9 protein-coding genes and 1 pseudogene are annotated in these 18,301 nt (G+C 71.5%); 5 read left to right on the plus strand and 5 right to left on the minus strand.

Features of this window, described 5'->3' with window-relative positions; genetic code table 11:
* Nucleotides 1-31: 31 nt before the first annotated feature.
* Nucleotides 32-1,495, minus strand: coding sequence for a site-specific integrase (locus tag AQJ54_RS45170; RefSeq protein ID WP_159055561.1), 1,464 nt, complete (start codon nucleotides 1,493-1,495; stop codon nucleotides 32-34).
* 41 nt (nucleotides 1,496-1,536) lie between these two features.
* On the opposite strand from AQJ54_RS45170, the pseudogene AQJ54_RS28155 reads away from it, so the two are divergent.
* Nucleotides 1,537-2,664, plus strand: a pseudogene (locus tag AQJ54_RS28155) (helix-hairpin-helix domain-containing protein); the annotation flags it as partial.
* A gap of 27 nt (nucleotides 2,665-2,691) precedes the next feature.
* On the opposite strand, the gene AQJ54_RS28160 reads toward AQJ54_RS28155, so the two are convergent.
* Nucleotides 2,692-3,183: an ATP-binding protein gene (locus tag AQJ54_RS28160; RefSeq protein ID WP_079070040.1), complete on the minus strand. Its 492-nt coding sequence runs from the start codon at nucleotides 3,181-3,183 to the stop codon at nucleotides 2,692-2,694.
* Nucleotides 3,184-3,346: 163 nt separating this feature from the next.
* On the opposite strand from AQJ54_RS28160, the gene AQJ54_RS28165 reads away from it, so the two are divergent.
* The 4 genes from AQJ54_RS28165 (at nucleotide 3,347) to AQJ54_RS28180 (ending at nucleotide 12,612) form a co-directional block, all read left to right on the plus strand.
* Nucleotides 3,347-3,727 carry an STAS domain-containing protein gene (locus tag AQJ54_RS28165; protein ID WP_062241918.1) on the plus strand — a complete coding sequence of 127 codons (381 nt, stop codon included), beginning with the start codon at nucleotides 3,347-3,349 and terminating at the stop codon, nucleotides 3,725-3,727.
* A gap of 246 nt (nucleotides 3,728-3,973) precedes the next feature.
* Nucleotides 3,974-8,254: a HAMP domain-containing protein gene (locus tag AQJ54_RS28170; protein WP_062241920.1), complete on the plus strand. Its 4,281-nt coding sequence runs from the start codon at nucleotides 3,974-3,976 to the stop codon at nucleotides 8,252-8,254.
* Between the two features lie 59 nt (nucleotides 8,255-8,313).
* The gene (locus tag AQJ54_RS28175) at nucleotides 8,314-10,773 is read left to right on the plus strand and encodes a SpoIIE family protein phosphatase (protein ID WP_062241922.1); all 2,460 of its coding nucleotides are present in this window, start codon (nucleotides 8,314-8,316) and stop codon (nucleotides 10,771-10,773) included.
* 150 nt (nucleotides 10,774-10,923) lie between these two features.
* Entirely contained in the window at nucleotides 10,924-12,612 is a 1,689-nt protein-coding gene (locus AQJ54_RS28180) for a RecQ family ATP-dependent DNA helicase (protein ID WP_062241923.1), read from the plus strand.
* Nucleotides 12,613-12,629: 17 nt separating this feature from the next.
* On the opposite strand, the gene AQJ54_RS28185 is transcribed toward AQJ54_RS28180, so the two are convergent.
* The 3 genes from AQJ54_RS28185 to AQJ54_RS28195 all read right to left on the minus strand — a co-directional run bounded on the left by AQJ54_RS28185 (nucleotide 12,630) and on the right by AQJ54_RS28195 (nucleotide 18,206).
* On the minus strand, nucleotides 12,630-14,093 hold the full coding sequence (locus AQJ54_RS28185; RefSeq protein ID WP_062241925.1) for an aminotransferase class I/II-fold pyridoxal phosphate-dependent enzyme: 1,464 nt from the start codon (nucleotides 14,091-14,093) through the stop codon (nucleotides 12,630-12,632).
* Between the two features lie 121 nt (nucleotides 14,094-14,214).
* Entirely contained in the window at nucleotides 14,215-16,425 is a 2,211-nt protein-coding gene (locus AQJ54_RS28190) for a S9 family peptidase (RefSeq protein WP_428843806.1), read from the minus strand.
* Nucleotides 16,422-18,206, minus strand: coding sequence for an N-acetylglutaminylglutamine amidotransferase (locus tag AQJ54_RS28195; RefSeq protein ID WP_062241927.1), 1,785 nt, complete (start codon nucleotides 18,204-18,206; stop codon nucleotides 16,422-16,424). The genes AQJ54_RS28190 and AQJ54_RS28195 overlap by 4 nt, the downstream gene beginning before the upstream one ends.
* Nucleotides 18,207-18,301: the final 95 nt, after the last annotated feature.

Genomic DNA, 18,301 nt, shown 5'->3' on the forward strand with positions numbered 1-18,301 from the left:
CCGCCCGGGGGTAAGGAGGCCCTCCGACCGGTCACCGGATCACCGCCAGCGGATCCGTGCGGACACGCGGATGGTTGGCGAACACCTCGGACATGAACGCCGCAACGGAAAAGCCCTCAGCGTGCGCCAGCAGCACCTCGACGTCCAGGATCCTGAACGGCTCGAGGTAGACCTCCTTCGTGGTCTCGACGCTGCGGTGCCCCAGCATCGTCTGGACAAGATGCCATGTGCTGCCGAACTCCTCGCGGAAGTCAGCCCGTTCTTCCTCGCCCAGGTGCCCCAGCTGGGCCGCTCGCACGAGCTTGCCGATCGAATACCACTTCAAGGCGCAGGAGTGACGAAGCATGTGGGCGCTGCAGACAAAGCCTTCCAACCCCAGCCCCTCGATCCGCTCGTTCGCGGCCTGAAACGTGTGTTCCCAGCCGGTCCAGACCCGAGGCAATCCGTCCTCGTTCAACCACAAGGCGACAGGCTCCAACCCATGCTCGGTCCGGTGAAACAGTCGTAGCCGGGTCAGCTTCCCAACGTCGTTCCACAGCCACTTCTCACCGCCACCCTCCGGGCGCTCCAAAGTGACCGCGTCGGTACCGTGGGTGGCAAGCACCGTGCGCTTGTCCTGGACTCGCTCATAGCGTCCCGCCTGTTGGGCCCTCCGGACCGCGGCCGCCCGGGGCCCCTCCATGTAGGACAAGACACCCTTTATCGCGCTCCGCGGTGTCCAGTACGGGTGTCCGTAGCCCCTTTTCGCGCAAGCATCGGCGAGGTGGCAGGCGTAGTAGTGCCGCCGTCGGTCGTAGTGCGGAAGCTCCGGAATCACGACGCTCGCCCACTCGGCGACTCGCAGTCCGTTGCCATAGAGGCCCTGGCAGAAGGCGGTGTCGCGCTGTTCGTTGCGGCCCCGCCACCACTGGTCGGGACGCCCGTCCAGGTCCATGCCGCGAATGCCAAGGTCAAGCCAGCGTGCGAAGCCTGCAGGATCGAACCACTTGACGTTCGACCTCCGTGCGATCGCGGGCGCATCTAAGTCCTCGAACGGGTTGACGATCCCATACTTTCGGCCGACCCACTTGTAGAACTTCTTCAAGCCGGCGAGGTCCCGGGAGAAGGAGTTCGTCTGGATGCGCTCACGGTTCGCCGGGTCCGTGACACGCCAGAACAGGAACTCTTCCGCGTGATCCTCGGTGGCCTCCCACCACCGCGCGCCGAGGATGTGCAGGAAGTTGAGCCACACCACAAGCGAGTAGGAGTAATCCCTCTCCGTCTCCCTACCCAGATTGCGCCACTTCGCCGAGGTCAGGCAGGCATTGACTCGCGGATCAGGTCTTCCATCCGGACCCAGCACGAACCTCTGCCCGTGACGAGCCCCGCGTAGCCGTGCCCGCTGTGCTAGATCCTCAACACCCCCGACGAAGAATGGCTCCAGCTGTGCAAGATCGCGTTTCAGATCGAGCCGGTGCAGCTGCCAGTACCTCGGGATGCCCAGTTCCTCTGTCACACTCCCTTCAACGAAGCTGAACAACAACAGTCACTCGACAAAGAATTCCGGCGGTGGAGAAGATCACCCGCCTGGTAGGGGTGGAGTGGAACGTGGGCCGCACCGGCATCATCGCTCCGCGCGGCGTCCTGGAGCCGGTGCAGATCGACGGCGCCACCATCACCTACGCCACCCTGCACAACCCCGCCGACATCACCCGCCGTGACCTGCGCCTCGGCGACCACGTCATGGTGCACCGGGCCGGTGACGTCATCCCGCGCATCGAGGCGCCGGTGGCCCATCTGCGCACCGGCGACGAGCAGCCGATCGTGTTCCCCGAGGTGTGCCCCCGGTGCGGCTCTGCCATCGACACCGGTCAGGAACGCTGGCGGTGCGAGCAGGGCCGCAACTGCCATCTCGTGGCGTCCCTGTCCTACGCCGCCGGCCGCGACCAGCTCGACATCGAGGGCCTGGGTGCCACGCGGGTCGTGCAGCTCGTCGAGGCGGGACTCGTCACGGACCTGGCCGACCTGTTCGCCCTGACCCGGGAGCAGCTGCTGGAGCTGGAGCGGATGGGCGCGACCAGCACGGACAATCTGCTGGCCGCCATCGACACCGCCCGGACGCGGCCGCTGTCACGGGTGCTGTGCGCGCTCGGGGTCCGCGGCACCGGCCGCTCCATGTCCCGCCGCATCGCCCGGCACTTCGCCACGATGGACCACATCCGTGCCGCCGACGCCGAGGCGCTCCAGCAGGTCGAGGGCATCGGCTCCGAGAAGGCGCCCTCCATCGTCGCGGAGCTGGCCGAGCTGTCGGAGCTGATCGACAGACTCGCCGCGGCCGGGGTGAACATGACCGAACCCGGCGCCACACCCCCGCCCGCGGCGGACGCGGGCGACACGGCGGGAACCACCGAAGCGGCCGACGCCCCGGACGCAGGGCCGCTCGCCGGCATGACGGTCGTCGTCACCGGCGCGATGACCGGGCCCCTGGCAAGCCTCAGCCGCAACCAGATGAACGAACTCGTCGAGCGGGCGGGCGGCCGCTCCTCCTCCAGCGTCTCGCGGAAGACCACCCTCGTGGTCGCCGGCGAGGGCGCGGGATCCAAGCGCGCCAAAGCGGAGGAGCTGGGCATCCGGCTCGCCACCCCCGACGAGTTCGCGCTGCTCGTGGCCGACCACCTGGACTGAGCCGGTCGCCCCCGGCCCGGGCTCCCCTCAGTCGGGGAAGTCCGGACCGCCGTCGGACAGGGTCAGCCGGGCCGTGATGCGCTTGCCGACGGACTCCCTGCGGGCCTCGAAGCCCTGGACCACCGCCATCACGATCTCCAGACCGTGCTGCCCCACCCGTCCGGCGTCGGCGGCGCGCGCCAGCGGAAGGGTGGGGTCGCTGTCCCACACCTCGATCTCCAGCATGCCCTCACGGATGCTCAGGTGCAGCAGCGCCGGCCCCGGCGCGTACTTCAGCGCGTTGGTGACCAGTTCGCTCACCACCAGCTGCCCCAGATCCCTGGTGCGGGCCGACACCGGTAGCCCCCACTCCCCCTGCACCCGCGTCAGGAACTTCGACGTCTGGTCCCGCGCGTCGGCGATACAGCCGTCCGCTCCGTCCAGGGCCACGGTCACCTCGACAGGTGCGGCTTCCGGCATCCGCGAACACTCCTCAGGCAGGAACCGCATCCCGCCGACCAACTCCAGTACCCCGTTCATGGGCGCGCGGTTACCCCGTCCTGCGCGCCTTACTCCTGTACCGGCCAGGATCGGTGCCGCCGCAGAACGAAAAAGCCGTCGCATGCTTCGCACTCGGACTTCCTGGGCACCGGTGGCAACAACGGCGTGAGAGCACCCATCGAACGCGCAGAGGACGCAACAAGTGGCAGACAACCGGGAAGCAGTGGGTCACGGCAGACTGACCGTGGTCCGCACCGAGACCGACGACATCACCGTCGTCGGTCTCGACGGAGAGATCGACCACCAGAGCGTGGGCGGCCTGACGCGGGCCCTGTCCCCGGCGGACACGGCTGCCGGTCGCCGGGTGGTGGTCGACCTGAGCCAGGTCACGTTCATGGACTCCAGCGGTGTCAACGCCCTGATCGGCGCCTTCCACTCGACTCAGACGGCGCAGGGCTGGCTGCGGCTGGTGGGGGCGCGGGGGGCCGTGCTGCGCACCTTGCAGCTCGTGGGGCTGGACACCTTCGTGCCCTTTCACCCGACCCTGGAGGACGCCCTGGCGGCGACGGACCCGGATATCTGAAAATGGGGACGAGTACCCGGGATCGCCCCGCTCACACCAGGGGCGTGACCTGTATTTTCGCTGTGTCACCACGCTCCCGCCATGCTTTGGCCGCCGCTCGGAACCTGGGTTAACCTTCGACGGATTTCTCATCGGGCAGCCCCGTGGGGTGCGGGAACGCAGCTGGTGAGCGGGCTCCGAGAAGGGGCCCGGCGCGGTTCCGAGTCCCCGGCGCGGGGGCTCTTTGGGGAGCGGAACGAGGGTGCCATGACCAGCACGTCCACGGAGGCTCGGGAGCAGGCCCCGGGCGAGCAGGAACTGCGGCAGTTGCTGGCCGGGCTGACCGCCGTGCGCGACGGCGACTTCGGCACCCGGCTGCCGTCCGACGGACAGGGTCTGCTGGGCGACATCGCCACGGTCTTCAACGGCATGGTCGACCAGTTGTCCGTGTTCACGTCCGAGGTCACCCGGGTGGCCCGCGAGGTCGGCACCGAGGGCACCCTGGGCGGCCAGGCGGAGGTCCCGGGCGTCTCCGGCACCTGGGCGGACCTGACCGACTCGGTCAACGCGATGGCGGGCAACCTGACCACGCAGGTCCGTGACATCGCGCAGGTGGCGACCGCGGTGGCCAAGGGCGACCTGTCCCAGAAGATCGACGTGCCCGCGCGCGGGGAGATCCTTCAGCTGAAGGAGACCGTCAACACGATGGTCGACCAGCTGTCCGCGTTCGCCGACGAGGTCACCCGCGTCGCCCGCGAGGTCGGCAGCGAAGGGCGTCTGGGCGGTCAGGCGCAGGTGCCCGGGGTGGGCGGCGTCTGGCGCGACCTCACCGATTCGGTCAACTTCATGGCCGGAAACCTGACGTCCCAGGTCCGCAACATCGCCCAGGTGACGACGGCGGTGGCGCAGGGCGACCTCTCGCAGAAGATCACCGTCGACGCCCGCGGCGAGATCCTCGAGCTCAAGAACACCATCAACACGATGGTCGACCAGCTGTCCGCCTTCGGTGACGAGGTCACCCGTGTCGCCCGCGAGGTCGGCACCGAGGGGCGCCTGGGCGGTCAGGCGGACGTCAAGGGCGTCAAGGGCACCTGGCGGGACCTCACGGACTCCGTGAACTTCATGGCGGGCAACCTGACCGGACAGGTCCGCTCGATCGCCCAGGTCGCCACCGCCGTGGCCAACGGCGACCTGTCCCAGAAGATCACCGTGGACGCCCGCGGCGAGATCCTGGAACTGAAGGAGACCATCAACACGATGGTCGACCAGCTCTCCGCCTTCGCCGACGAGGTCACCCGCGTCGCCCGCGAGGTCGGCACCGAGGGCAACCTCGGCGGACAGGCGATCGTGCGGGGCGTGTCGGGGACCTGGAAGGACCTCACCGACAACGTCAACGTGATGGCGTCGAACCTCACCGGGCAGGTCCGCTCGATCGCCCAGGTCGCCACCGCGGTGGCCCGCGGTGACCTCTCGCAGAAGATCACCGTCGAGGCCAAGGGCGAGGTCGCGGCCCTCGCGGACGTCATCAACACCATGGTCGACACGCTGTCCGCGTTCGCCGACGAGGTCACCCGCGTCGCCCGCGAGGTCGGCACCGAGGGACGGCTCGGCGGTCAGGCGCACGTGCCCAACGTGGCCGGCACCTGGAAGGACCTCACCGACAACGTCAACTCCATGGCCAACAATCTCACCGGGCAGGTCCGCAACATCGCCCTGGTGACGACCGCGGTGGCCAACGGCGACCTGTCGAAGAAGATCGACGTCGACGCGCGCGGCGAGATCCTGGAGCTGAAGACGACCATCAACACGATGGTCGACCAGCTCTCCTCGTTCGCCGCCGAGGTCACCCGCGTGGCCCGCGAGGTCGGCAGCGAGGGGCGCCTCGGCGGACAGGCCGAGGTCGAGGGCGTCGAGGGCACCTGGAAGCGGCTGACGGAGAACGTCAACGAACTGGCCGGGAACCTCACCCGGCAGGTCCGCGCGATCGCCGAGGTCGCCAGCGCCGTCGCCGAGGGCGACCTGACCCGCTCGATCAACGTGGAGGCCTCCGGTGAGGTCGCCGAGCTCAAGGACAACATCAACTCCATGGTGGAGTCCCTGCGCGAGACCACCCGGGCCAACCAGGAGCAGGACTGGCTCAAGACCAACCTGGCCCGGATCTCCAGCCTGATGCAGGGCCACCGGGACCTGCCCGTGGTCGCCGAGCTCATCATGGACGAGCTCGCTCCCCTGGTGTCGGCCCAGTACGGCGCCTTCTTCCTGGCCGAGGACACCGTGCGCGGGCACGAGCTTCGGCTGGTGGGGTCGTACGGCTATCCGGACGACGAGGAGCGGCCCACGCGGATCCCGGTCGGGCGTTCGCTGGTCGGACAGGCCGCGCGCAACCGCCGTATGGTCACCGTGGAGGAGCTGCCCGAGGGGTACGTCACCATCTCCTCCGGTCTCGGGCAGGTGTCCCCGACTGCGCTGGTGGTGCTGCCGATCGTGGTCGAGGAGCAGGTGCTCGGGGTGATCGAGCTGGCGTCCGTCAGCCGCTTCACCCAGATCCACCAGGACTTCCTGGCCCAGCTGATGCCGACCATCGGTGTCAACCTCAACACCATCGTGGCCAACGTCCGCACCGACGAGCTGCTCGACGAGTCACAGCGGCTGACCGCCGAACTCCAGGCACGTTCCGAGGAGTTGCAGGTCCAGCAGGAGGAACTTCAGCGCTCCAACGCCGAGCTGGAGGAGAAGGCCTCCCTGCTGGCCTCGCAGAACCGCGACATCGAGGCGAAGAACCTCCAGATCGAGCAGGCCCGCCAGGAACTGGAGACCCGGGCCCAGCAGCTGTCGCTGGCCTCGAAGTACAAGTCGGAGTTCCTGGCCAACATGAGCCACGAGCTGCGCACCCCGCTCAACAGCCTGCTGATCCTGGCCCAGTTGCTGGCGCAGAACCCCTCGCGCAACCTCACCCCGAAGCAGGTCGAGTACGCGGGCATCATCCACTCGGCGGGCTCCGACCTGCTCCAGCTGATCAACGACATCCTCGACCTGTCCAAGGTCGAGGCGGGCAAGATGGACGTGACGCCGGAACGGGTGCCGCTGCGCCAGCTCCTGGAGTACGTCGAGGCGACGTTCCGGCCGATGACCTCCCAGAAGAGCCTGGAGTTCACGGTCGCCACCGCGCCCGGCACCCCGGTCGACCTGCTCACCGACGACTCCCGGCTGCGTCAGATCCTGCGCAACCTGCTGTCGAACGCGGTGAAGTTCACCGAGCAGGGCGGGGTGGAGCTGCGCATCGAGCCCGCCGCCGACCGGGAGGTCCCGCCGGGCGTGCACCGCGGCGGACCGATCGTGGCGTTCCGGGTCAAGGACACCGGCATCGGCATCCCGCAGCAGCAACTGGAGACGATCTTCGGGGCGTTCCAGCAGGCCGACGGCACGACCAGCCGCAAGTACGGCGGTACCGGGCTCGGTCTGTCCATCACGCGCGAGATCGCCCACCTGCTGGGCGGCGCGGTCACCGTGGACAGCACGCCCGGACAGGGCAGCACCTTCACCCTCCATCTCCCGGTGGCCCGCGCCGACTTCGAGGAGCTGCTGGAGAACGGCGGGGCGCGGCAGCTGGAGCAGGCGCACGACGGCGTGGACGACGCCGTGGAGGAGTCGGCCCCCCGCGCTCTCACGGCCCCGGCGCCTTCCTCCGAGCAGCGCAGGCGCCGTCTGCTGGTCATCGAGGAGCGGCCGCGCGGCCTGCTCACGCTGGTCGCCGAGCGGGCGGTCGCGGATCTCGCGCAGGACTCCGACGATCCGCACGGGGGGATCGACATCATCACGGCCGTGGGGGCGCAGGAGGCGGCGAGCACGCTGGCGGCCGACCCCTGCCACTGTGTCGTCCTCGAACTCGGCATGCCGCACGACGAGGGCGCGGACTTCCTGGAGGCCATGCGCGGCGACTCGGCGCTGGCCAGTGTGCCCGTCCTGGTGCACACCGGGCACCGGGTGTCCCTCGGCCAGGAGCAGGGGCTGCGGGCCCTGGCGGGCGACCGGCCGCTGGACTTCCTGTCCAGCCTGGACGACCTGCGCGAGCGCATCACCCTGCATCTGGCCGCCGAGCAGCCCGGTGACGTGCTGTCGCTGGTGCGTTCCGAGGAACCGCAGCGGCCCGCCGCGCAGGTGGTGGACGACTCGTTCCTCGGCCGGACGGTGCTGGTGGTCGACGACGACGCCCGCAACCTCTTCGCGCTGAGCGGGGTGCTGGAACTGCACGGCTTCCAGGTGCTGCACGCGGACAACGGCCGCAAGGGCATCGAGATGCTGCTCGCCCACCCGGACATCTCGCTGGTCCTGATGGACGTGATGATGCCGGAGATGGACGGCTACACGGCCACCACGGAGATCAGGTCGATGCCGCAGTACGCGGAACTGCCGATCATCGCGGTGACCGCGAAGGCCATGCCGGGCGACCAGGAGAAGAGCCTCGCGTCGGGGGCCAACGACTATGTCACCAAGCCGGTCGACACGAGCGACCTCATGGCCCGGGTGCGGCGGTGGCTGCCCGCGTGAGATCACGCCCCGACCAGCAGCCGCCCGTGTGACGAACCCAGCCGAGAAGCAGGCCCACCGTGAGTGATCTCCGTCAGCCGCCCGACCCGCAGAGCGCCGCCGTGGGCGAACAGCCCGCGCTCCAGGACGGTAAGCCGTCCGGGGCGAAGCTCCGCGAGGAGGCGTCCCCCGTCGGCAGGTTGGCGGCGACCGTGGCCCGGCTGCGTGAGGAGGTGCGGGCGGCGCAGGCCGAGGCGGACGGGCGGGCCCTGATCGAACTGGCCAAGGGCATCCTGGTCGAACGCCTCGGCTGTGGTCCGGTGCAGGCCTCGCGCCAGCTCACCGAGCTCGCCGAGCAGGCGGGGGTGACCCCGCTGGAGTTCGCCGTCGAGGTGATCAACCAGGCCTCGCGCGACCGGCTCTCGGAGGTCACCAGCGCCTTCCTCGCCGCCACCGCCGCCGCCGACCCGGCCGACGGGGGCACCGGCGACGACCCGGCCGACGCGCACTCCTCCGCCGTACGGCTGCGAGCAGCCGAGAGCGGGGTGCTGGCCGCGCAGGACACCCAGGCCGTCGCCGACTCCCTGCTGGAGCACGCACTGACCCCGCTGGGCGCCGAAGCGGTGGCCATCTGGTCGCTGGGCGCGGACGGTTCGCTCACCCTGGCGGGCAGCGCCGGGTTCGCACCGGCCGAGGCCGGACGCTGGCGGCATGTGCCGCCGGGCGTGACGACCGTGGCACGGCGCGGGCTCACCGAGCGCACGGGGCAGTGGATCCGCAGCCTGTCCGAGACCGGACTGCCGTCCATCGGGCAGCACCACCACGGCGACGGCGGGCGGGTCGCCGTACCGGCCGAGGCGGGCGGGCGCATCCACGGGGTGCTGGAGATCGTCTGGCCGGCACCGCTGGAGTCGCCTCTGCCGGCGATCGTCCGGCAGGTCGAGGCGCTGGCCGAGCTGTGTGCGCACACGCTGGAGACGTACGCGCTGCACCGCCCGGACGGCGCCGCCGGCCCGCGGCTGCTGCCGGACGTCACCGAGCTGATGGACCTGGCCGACGGGCTGCACGACCCGGCGCTGGTGCTGGTGCCGCACCTGGGGCCCGACGGGCGCCTCGTGGACTTCCGCATCCACCACGTCAACAGCCGCTTCCTCGACCCGGCCGGGCGCCCGCGCGGTGTGGTGAGCGGCGCGCTGCTCCTCGAGGCCTATCCGATGGCCGCGGGGCAGAGCGAGCTGTTCGAGCGGGTGGAGCGCGTCTACGCCACCGGTGAGCCGTTCCGCGCCCACCGGATGCGGCTGACCGCGCTGGTGGACGACGTGCAGCTGGCGGCGGTCGCCGACATCAACGTCAGCCGGCACGGCGGCAGCGTCCTGCTGATCTGGCGCATCGAGGACGAGACGGCCCGCCTGGCGAGCCTGCTCCAGCACGCCCAGCGCCTGGGCCGCATCGGCGGGTTCGAGGAGAACCTGCTCACCGGCGAGATCACCTGGAACGGCCAGCTCTTCCACCTCTACGGCAAGCCCGCCTCCGAGACGCCCGTGCCGCTGGAGGACCTGCCCGCCCACGCCCACCCCGACGACGCCATCGCCATCGGCCGGTTCCTGCGCACCCTGCTCCACCAGCGCCGCCCCGCGTCCACCGCGTTCCGCCTGCAGCGCCCCGACGGGGTCACCCGGCACATCCGGGTCGTGGCGGAACCGGTCCTCGACTCGTCGGGACAGCTGTACGTCGTACGCGGCGCCTACCAGGACATCTCCGCCCACCACTGGACCGAGGTCGCGCTCGCCGCCACGCGTGACCAGCTCGCCCACACCGAGCAGGAGGCCAGCGAACGCAACCGGCTCACCCTCCAGTTGCAGCACGCCATCATGCCCCCGGAGCAGGCGCCGCTGGCGGTTCCGGGGCTGGACCTGGCGGTGCGCTACCGGCCCGCCGAGACCCAGCACCTGGTCGGCGGTGACTGGTACGACGCGGTCGTGCTGCCGTCCCGGCTGGTGCTGCTGTGCGTGGGGGACGTCGCCGGGCACGGCATAGAGGCGGCCACCAGCATGGTCGTCCTGCGCAACGCGCTGCGCGGACTGGCCGTGACCGGTGCCGGGCCCGGTCAGCTGCTGTCCTGGCTCAACATGGTGGCCCACCATCTGACCGGTGCGGTGACCGCGACGGCGGTCTGCGGCCTGTACGACCCCGAGAACCACACCCTGCGCTGGGCGCGGGCCGGACATCTGCCGCCGGTCCTGGTGCGCGGCTCGGACGCGGCGCCGCTGCCGCTGGTCAAGGGGCTGCTGCTGGGTGCCGTACCGGAGGCGGTGTACGAGGAGCACGAGGTGCAGCTCGCCGTCGACGACACGCTGCTGATGTACACGGACGGTCTGATCGAACGCCGGGACCGGTCCGTCGAGGAGTCCCTCGCGCAGTTCCTGACGGTCGCGCGGGCGGTCCCGCCGACGCTGGACCAGCAGCTGGACCGTCTGCTCACGCACAGCAGGTCCGACACGGACGACGACACCTGCATCGTGGGCATCCGCGTGGCCTGAGGCACGGCCGTGACCCGGGGGTTGTGTCCGCGGGGCTTGTGTCCACGGGGCTTGTGTCTGCCCATACGGGGAACGCGGTTGCTCCGACGACCGGGGAGACGCCAGGGGCTAGACACCCGCCCCTGGTCCCAGGCCGTGGAGGGAGCCGATATGCCCGACAGAAGCGTCCGGGAGCGGTTGACGCGGACCGCTGCCGAGGTGTTCGGCTGGAGCGCGTTGCGGCCGGGGCAGCTGTCCGCGATGGAAGCGGTCGTGCGGAGGCGGGACACGCTGGCCGTCATGCCGACCGGCGCCGGGAAGTCGGCCGTGTACCAGGTGGCAGGGTTGCTGCTGCCGGGGCCCACGGTGGTGGTCTCCCCCCTCATCGCCCTGCAACGGGACCAGATCGCCGGCCTGCTGAGTCACGACGCCGCCCCGGAGGCCGTCGCGGTCAATTCCTCCCAGGCGGCCGGAGAGGTCGAGGCCGCCTGGGACGCGGTCCGCGACGGCGACGCCGAGTTCCTGTTCCTCTCCCCCGAGCAGCTCGCCAAGGACGAGGTGGTCGAGCTGCTGGCCGAGGTCGCGCCCTCGCTGTTCGTCGTCGACGAGGCCCAGTGCGTCGCCGCCTGGGGTCACGACTTCCGTCCCGACTACCTGCGCCTGGCCCAGGCGATCCAGCGGGTGGGCCGGCCCACCGTCCTCGCCCTGACCGCCACGGCCGCCCCACCGGTGCGCGAGGAGATCGTGGAGCGGCTCGACATGCGGGAGCCCGCGCTGGTCGTGGCCGGTTTCGACCGGCCCAACATCGCGTTGGAGGTGCACCGCTTCCTGGACGACGCCGACAAACGCCGGGTGGTCGTCGAACGCGCCGCGACGGAGCCCAAGCCGGGCATCGTCTACACCGCCACCCGCCGGGACGCCGAGGCGTACGCGGACGATCTCGCCGAGCTGGGCCTGTCCGCGGCCCCCTACCACGCCGGGCTGACGGCCGATGAGCGCTCCCTGGCGCACGACGCCTTCCTGGCCGGTGAGATCGACGTCGTGGTGGCCACCTCCGCCTTCGGCATGGGCATCGACAAGGAGGACGTACGGTTCGTGCTGCACGCGTCCGTGCCCGGCTCGCTCGACGCCTACTACCAGGAGATCGGCCGAGCGGGCCGGGACGGAGAGCCTGCGGTCGCCGTGCTCCACTACCGGCCCGAGGACAGCGGCCTCCAACGCCTCTTCGCGACCCGCGCGCCGGACGAGGAGACGCTGGGCACGGTGGCCGAGCAGCTCCATCAGCACGAGGGTCCCGTCGAGCCGGACGTCCTCGCGAAGGAGACGGGGCTCTCGCGCCGACGTGTCACGGCGGCGGTCAATCTCCTGGAGCAGGCGGAGGCCGTGCGCACGGAGGACGACGGCCGGGTGCGCGCCGCCGACGGGACGACCGCCGAGGAAGCGGTCGGGCGCGCGGCGGAAGAGGCCCGGTCGCGCAGGAGGCTGGAGGAGTCGAGGCTGGCCATGATGCTGGGGTACGCCGAGACCACGGGCTGTCGCCGGCGCTTCCTGCTCGGCTACTTCGGTGAGCCGTACGACGGGCCGTGCGGAGCCTGCGACGTGTGCGCGACGGCTTCGGCGGGCGACACCGTCGTCGACGGAGTGGGAGACACGAACGAAGCCCCTCCTTCACCGGCGTCTGCCGACTCCTACCAGGCGGGCACCAGAGTGCAGCACGCGGAATGGGGAGAGGGCACGGTGATGAGCGAGGAGGGCGACCGCGTCACGGTGCTGTTCGAGTCCATGGGATACCGGACGCTGTCCCTGGCCGCGATCACCGAGAAGGGCCTTCTGACGGCATCACCCCACGATCCCGACTGACGAACGGGGGCCCGGCCTCAGTGCCGTGCCACCACCCGCAGCGTCTCGACCGAGGGGTCGGCGGCGTCCGGGATCAGGACGCCGTGCTCGACTCCGCTGCGCAGGTAGTCGAGCACGGCGTCGGTGATGACCTCGCCGGGAGCGATCACCGGCACGCCGGGCGGATACGGGCTGATCATCTCCGCGGCGACACGGCCCGCCGCACGCTCTGCGGGAACGTGGTCGACCTCGGCGAAGAACGCCTCGCGCGGCAGCATGGCCTGCTCCAGTTCGAGGTCCGAGGGCTCGGGCAGGCGTACCGGCGGCCTGCGTTCGATGGACTCGGCTCCCTCCGTGAGCGCGCGCAGGGCGTCGACGAGCGTCTTCTCCGTCTCGTCGTCGTCGGCGTGGGTGATCGACGCGCTGATCCGGCAGGTGTCGGAGCCCCCGACGTCCACGTGCAGTTCGGCCCGCAGCCACTCGGCGGCCTGCATGCCGCTGATCCCGAGCTCGCGCACGTCGATGACGATCTTCAGGGGGTCGAAGTCCGCGGCGAGTCCTTCCTCGACGATCTCCTGACCCATGGGCCGCAGGCCCGGCAAATCCATCGCCGCCTGCCGGACGCGTTCCGCGCGGTGCAGGGCCGTCTCCAGCAGGTCGTGTCCGTGCTCGACCATCTGGCGGCGCCAGCCGTCCAGGGTCATGTAGATCAGCGACGACGCGCTGGTGGTGCCGAGCAGGTCCTCCCGCTGCTTGAGCGCCTCCGGCGAGACCCGGTCGTACTGGAGGTGGAAGACGGAGCTCTGCTCGATCGCCCCGCCCATCTTGTGGACGCTGGTGACCACCAGGTCCGCCTCGGCGTCCATGCCCCAGACGGGCAGCCCGGGGTGGAACGGCAGATGGGCGCCCCAGGCCTCGTCGAGGATGAGGGGGACACCGAACTCGTGGCACACCCGGGCCACGCCCCGGACGTCGGCACAGGTCCCCCAGTCGGTGGGGGTGATGAGGAGCATGCCCTTGGCGTCCGGGTGCTCCTGGAGCATGCGGCGTACGTCGTCGGGCTCCGGCGGATGCGCGAGGTGCCGTTCCCGGTCGAACTTGGGGTGGACCCAGATGGGTTCGACGCCGTTGACGACGACGCCCGAGATCACGGACTTGTGCGCGTTGCGCGACAGCAGCAGCTTCTCCCCCGGCCCGGCCACGGACAGCATCGCGGTCTTCACGGACAGGGAGCTGCCGCAGGTGGAGAAGAACGCCTGCTCGGCGCCGACCGCGTCCGCCATCAGGTCCTGTGCCTGACCGAGCACACCCTGGGACTGCCGGCGGTCGTCGAGACCGTTGAGGGACAGGACGTCGGAACGGAACACGTCGATCCCCATGATCTCCGCCACCCGCGGGTCGACACCGCGGCCCTGCTTGTGGCCGGGCGGCCCGAAGACCACGTCTCCACGGCGCCGGAACTCCTCCAGCGCCTCCAGCACGGGCGCCCGCGAGTGGTCCATGGTTCCTCCCAGGTCCGTACGGCCCGGTCCAGGTGCCGAAGCCGGCCTTGCGACCCTTTCGGTCTGCACACCGGGTTGACAGACGGCCACCCGTCCAAACGCCCCGCAGGGCCCGCGCGGGTCAGAAGGGGCGCAGGTGGCGCTCCATCCAGTCCCCGGCGGCCCGGCGGAACAGGCGCCGGTTCTCCGCGCGCAGGAAGTCGTGCCCCTCGTCGCGCAGGACGAGGAGCTCGGCGGGGACCCCGCGCTCCCGGGCGGCCCGCACGAACTGCTCCGACTCCCCCGGCGGCACGTTGGTGTCGTGCTCCCCGTGCACGGCGAGCAGCGGGGCCCGCAGCGCGTCGATGCGGCTCATCGGCGACAGGGTGCGCAGCAGTTCGCGGTCGCGCTCGGGGTGGCCGTACTTGTGCGCCGCCGACTCCGCGATCCAGGGCTCGGTTCCGGCGAAGAAGGTCAGCAGGTCGGACATGCCGCAGACGGCGACACCGGTGCGGAAGAGCTCCGGGTGCCACACGAGGGAGGCGAAGGTCAGATAGCCGCCGTAGGAGCGCCCCATCACCGCCAGCCGGGTCGGGTCGGCGGGGCCGGCCGTGACGGCGTGCGCGGCGCAGTCCGCGACGTCGTCGAGCGCGGCGAAGCGGCCGGTGCCGAGGTCGGCGTCGACGAAGGACCGGCCGTGTCCGCCGGAGCCCCGGACGTCGGGGGCGAAGACGTCCAGTCCGCGTCCGAGGAGTTCGTGGTAGAGCGGGTCGAACACCGGGCGTTCCTGGTCCTCGGGGCCGCCATGGAGGTGGACCACGCAGGGCGCGGGCTCGTGCGAGGCGCGTCCCGGGGCGCGGTAGTACCAGCCGCCGAGCGGGAGGCCGTCCCGGGCGGTGAGGCGCGTGAGGACCGGGCGCACGGGCGGGCGGCCCGGCGGGACGGTGTCCTCGTCCCGGGCGGACCACGGGGTGCGCAGCAGGGACACGCCCTCGTGGGCCCACCACACACCCGGGCGGCGCTGCGACCCGGACAGCGCGAGGAGCAGCCGTCCCGCCCCGGCCGCCGTGATCCGCGTGACGACCTCGTGGGGCAGCGGTACCGGCCGGGGCGGTCCGGTGGTGTCCGGGGCGCCGGGTCGGGCGGAGGTCTCGACGACGTCGAGTTCGCTGGCGCCCCGCACGTTCCAGGCGAGCACGGCGGTCCGGCCGTCGTGGGCCAGCGTCAGCAGGTCGAGGTCGCTGTCGGCGCGTTCGGCGACGACCCTCGTGCCGAGCGCCGTGCCGCCGGCGTCGAGCGCGACGGCGAACAGGGCCGCGTACTCGCGTCCGGCGTCGCTGCGCAGCCACAGGGTCCGTCCGTCGGGCGAGAACCGGCCGATCCACTGGTCTCCGTCGGCGACCGGAAGGGTGAAGGTGGTCGCGGTGTCGACGACGCGCCGGACGACCGCCTCCCGGCGCCCGCGCGGCCCCCGGCGCAGCAGCGCGAGTCGGCCGTCGGCGGTCAGGTCGCACACACGGAGGGTGGGCGCGTCCGGTTCCGTGGCGAGCAGGACGGGTGAGGCCAGGCCGTCGGGATCGATCAGGTAGGCGGACAGACCCGCACCGGTCCGGGCCGCCGGTGTGCCGCCGGGCCCCGGGGCATGGGCGGTGGTGCCGAGCAGGGTCGCCCTGCCGTCCCGGGCGGTCCAGTGGGCCGGTGCGGGGTCCGACGGCTGCCAGAGGCCGTCCCGCCGGGCGCGGGAGGCGGCGGGTGCGGCCAGGGTGACGGCGACGGCCGAGCCGTCGCGGGCCCAGCAGCCGAGGTAGGCCGAGGTGTCCGGGTCGGCACCGGCCAGCAGACGGCGGCCGGTGCCGTCGGGCCGCACGCACAGCACACGTGAGTGCTCGCCGCCGCCGGGCGCGGTGGTGTACGCGATCCAGCGGCCGTCGGGCGACCAGGACACCTCCTTCACCGGGTCCGGGGAGGAGTCGAGCAACCGGACGCCTTCTCCGTCCACGGGCCCGGCCCACAGCTGGGGGACGCCGCCCCGGTCGCAGATGAAGGCCGCCTCGGTGCCGTCGGGATCGGCGGAGGGGTACCAGCAGCCGTGGGCGCGCAGCCGTGTCACGGCGTCCCGGGGGCCTTCCGCCTCGGGCAACGGCACCGGGGCGGGGGCCGCGGCACGGTGGGTCTCCCGTGGCTCCGGTGGGGCGGGCTCCTGGGCCGGTAGGGGCGGGGTCCGGGTGTCGGACGCCCTGGGCGGAGTCAGGGGGTCGGACGCCCCGGGCGGAGTCAGGGGGTCGGACGCCCCGGGCGGAGTCCGGGTGTCGGACGCCTCGGGCGCCGTCCCGGTCGTGGCTTCCCCGGTCACGTGATGCCGTGCTTCTGGAGCCATATCTCCAGCAGCGCCACCTGCCACAGGGCGTTGGCACCCCGTTTGGTCCGGTGCTCGTCGGGTGCCGCCAGGAGCTCGGCCACGTACGCCTCCTGGAAGATCCCCCGCTTCTTCGCCTCGGGGGCCTCGAGCGCCTCGCGCACCCGCTCCAGGACGGGGCCCGCCATGTGCCGGATGGCGGGGACGGGGAAGTAGCCCTTGGGCCGGTCGACGACGTCCCGCGGCAGGAGCTTGCGGCCGGCTGCCTTGAGGACGCCCTTGCCCTCGTCGGCGAGCTTGAGTTCGGGCGGACAGGCCGCGGCCAGTTCCACCAGTTCGTGGTCGAGGAAGGGCACCCGAGCCTCGAGTCCCCAGGCCATGGTCATGTTGTCGACCCGCTTCACGGGGTCGTCGACGAGCATGACGTGCGTGTCCAGGCGCAACGCCGCGTCCAGGGCGGTCTCCGCGCCGGGGCGTGCCATGTGCTCCCTGACGAAACGGCCCGAGACGTCCTCCCGGGGCAGCAGGTGGGGCTGGAGGATCCCCGCGAGGTCGGCGTGGGGGCGGTCGAAGTAGGTCTCGGCATAGCGCTGCGGCTCCTCCTCGCGCGGGACGGCGGCCAGCTCCGGGTACCAGTGGTAGCCGGCGAACACCTCGTCGGCGCCCTGTCCGCTCTGGACGACCTTCACCTCCTTGGAGACCTGCTCGGACAGCAGGTGGAAGGCGACCACGTCGTGGCTGATCATGGGCTCGCTCATCGCGGCGACGGCGTCGTCCAGGGCGTTCGAGACCCGGTCCGAGGGCACCATCATGCGGCGGTGGTCGGTGCCGAACTCGCGGGCGACCAGGTCCGAGTAGCGGAACTCGTCGCCCTGTTCGCCGCCCTCGCTCTCGAAGCCCACGCTGAACGTCTTCAGGTCCCGCTGGCCCTCGTCGGCGAGCAGGGCGACGATCAGGCTGGAGTCCAGGCCCCCGGAGAGCAGGACGCCGACCGGCACGTCGGAGACCATGCGGCGGCGTACGGCCGTGCGCAGCGCGTCCAGGACGGCGTCACGCCACTCGTCGGGCTCCATCTGCGCGCACTCGGCGCGCCGGGTGTAGGACGGCTGCCAGTAGGAGTGGTCCCGGTGGCTGCCGTCGGGCTCGACCACCCGTACGGTGGCCGGCGGCAGTTTGCGCACGCCGTTGAGCACGGTGTGCGGCGGGGCGACGGTGGCGTGCCAGCTCAGGTACTGGTGGAGGGCGACCGGGTCGAGGGAGGTGTCCACGTCCCCGGCGGCCAGCAGGGCGGGCAGGGAGGAGGCGAACCGCAGCCGGCCCGGGCCGGGCGCCAGGTACAGGGGCTTGATCCCCAGCCGGTCGCGGCCCAGCACGAGTCGGCCGGTGCGGTGCTCGACGAGCGCGAAGGCGAACATGCCATAGAACCGCTCCACGCAGGCGGTTCCCCACTGGCGGTACGCGTGCAGCACGACCTCGGTGTCGGAGGTCGACACGAAACGGTGCCCGAGCCGCCGGAGCTCCTCGCGCAGCTCACGGTAGTTGTAGACGCAGCCGTTGAAGACGCCGGTGATCTCGTCGTCGGCGTCGGTCATCGGCTGCGCGCCGGAGTCGGACAGGTCGATGATCTTCAGCCGCCGGTGCCCCAGCGCCACCGCGCCCCTCGTCCAGATGCCCTGGCCGTCGGGTCCTCGGGCGGCGAGCCGGTCGCTCATGCGCTCGACGGCCGCGAGGTCGGGTCGTCCGCCGTCGAAGCGGATCTCGCCGCTCAGACCGCACATGGGGCGCCGCCCCCTTTCCGGGAGCCCTCGGTCACGAGCGGGGACGGAGCTGCCGGGCCGCGCCTGACGGTCGCGACCCGGACGGAAGAGCTGGA

Source organism: Streptomyces griseorubiginosus (assembly GCF_001514195.1).
Lineage (GTDB): Bacteria > Actinomycetota > Actinomycetes > Streptomycetales > Streptomycetaceae > Streptomyces > Streptomyces griseorubiginosus.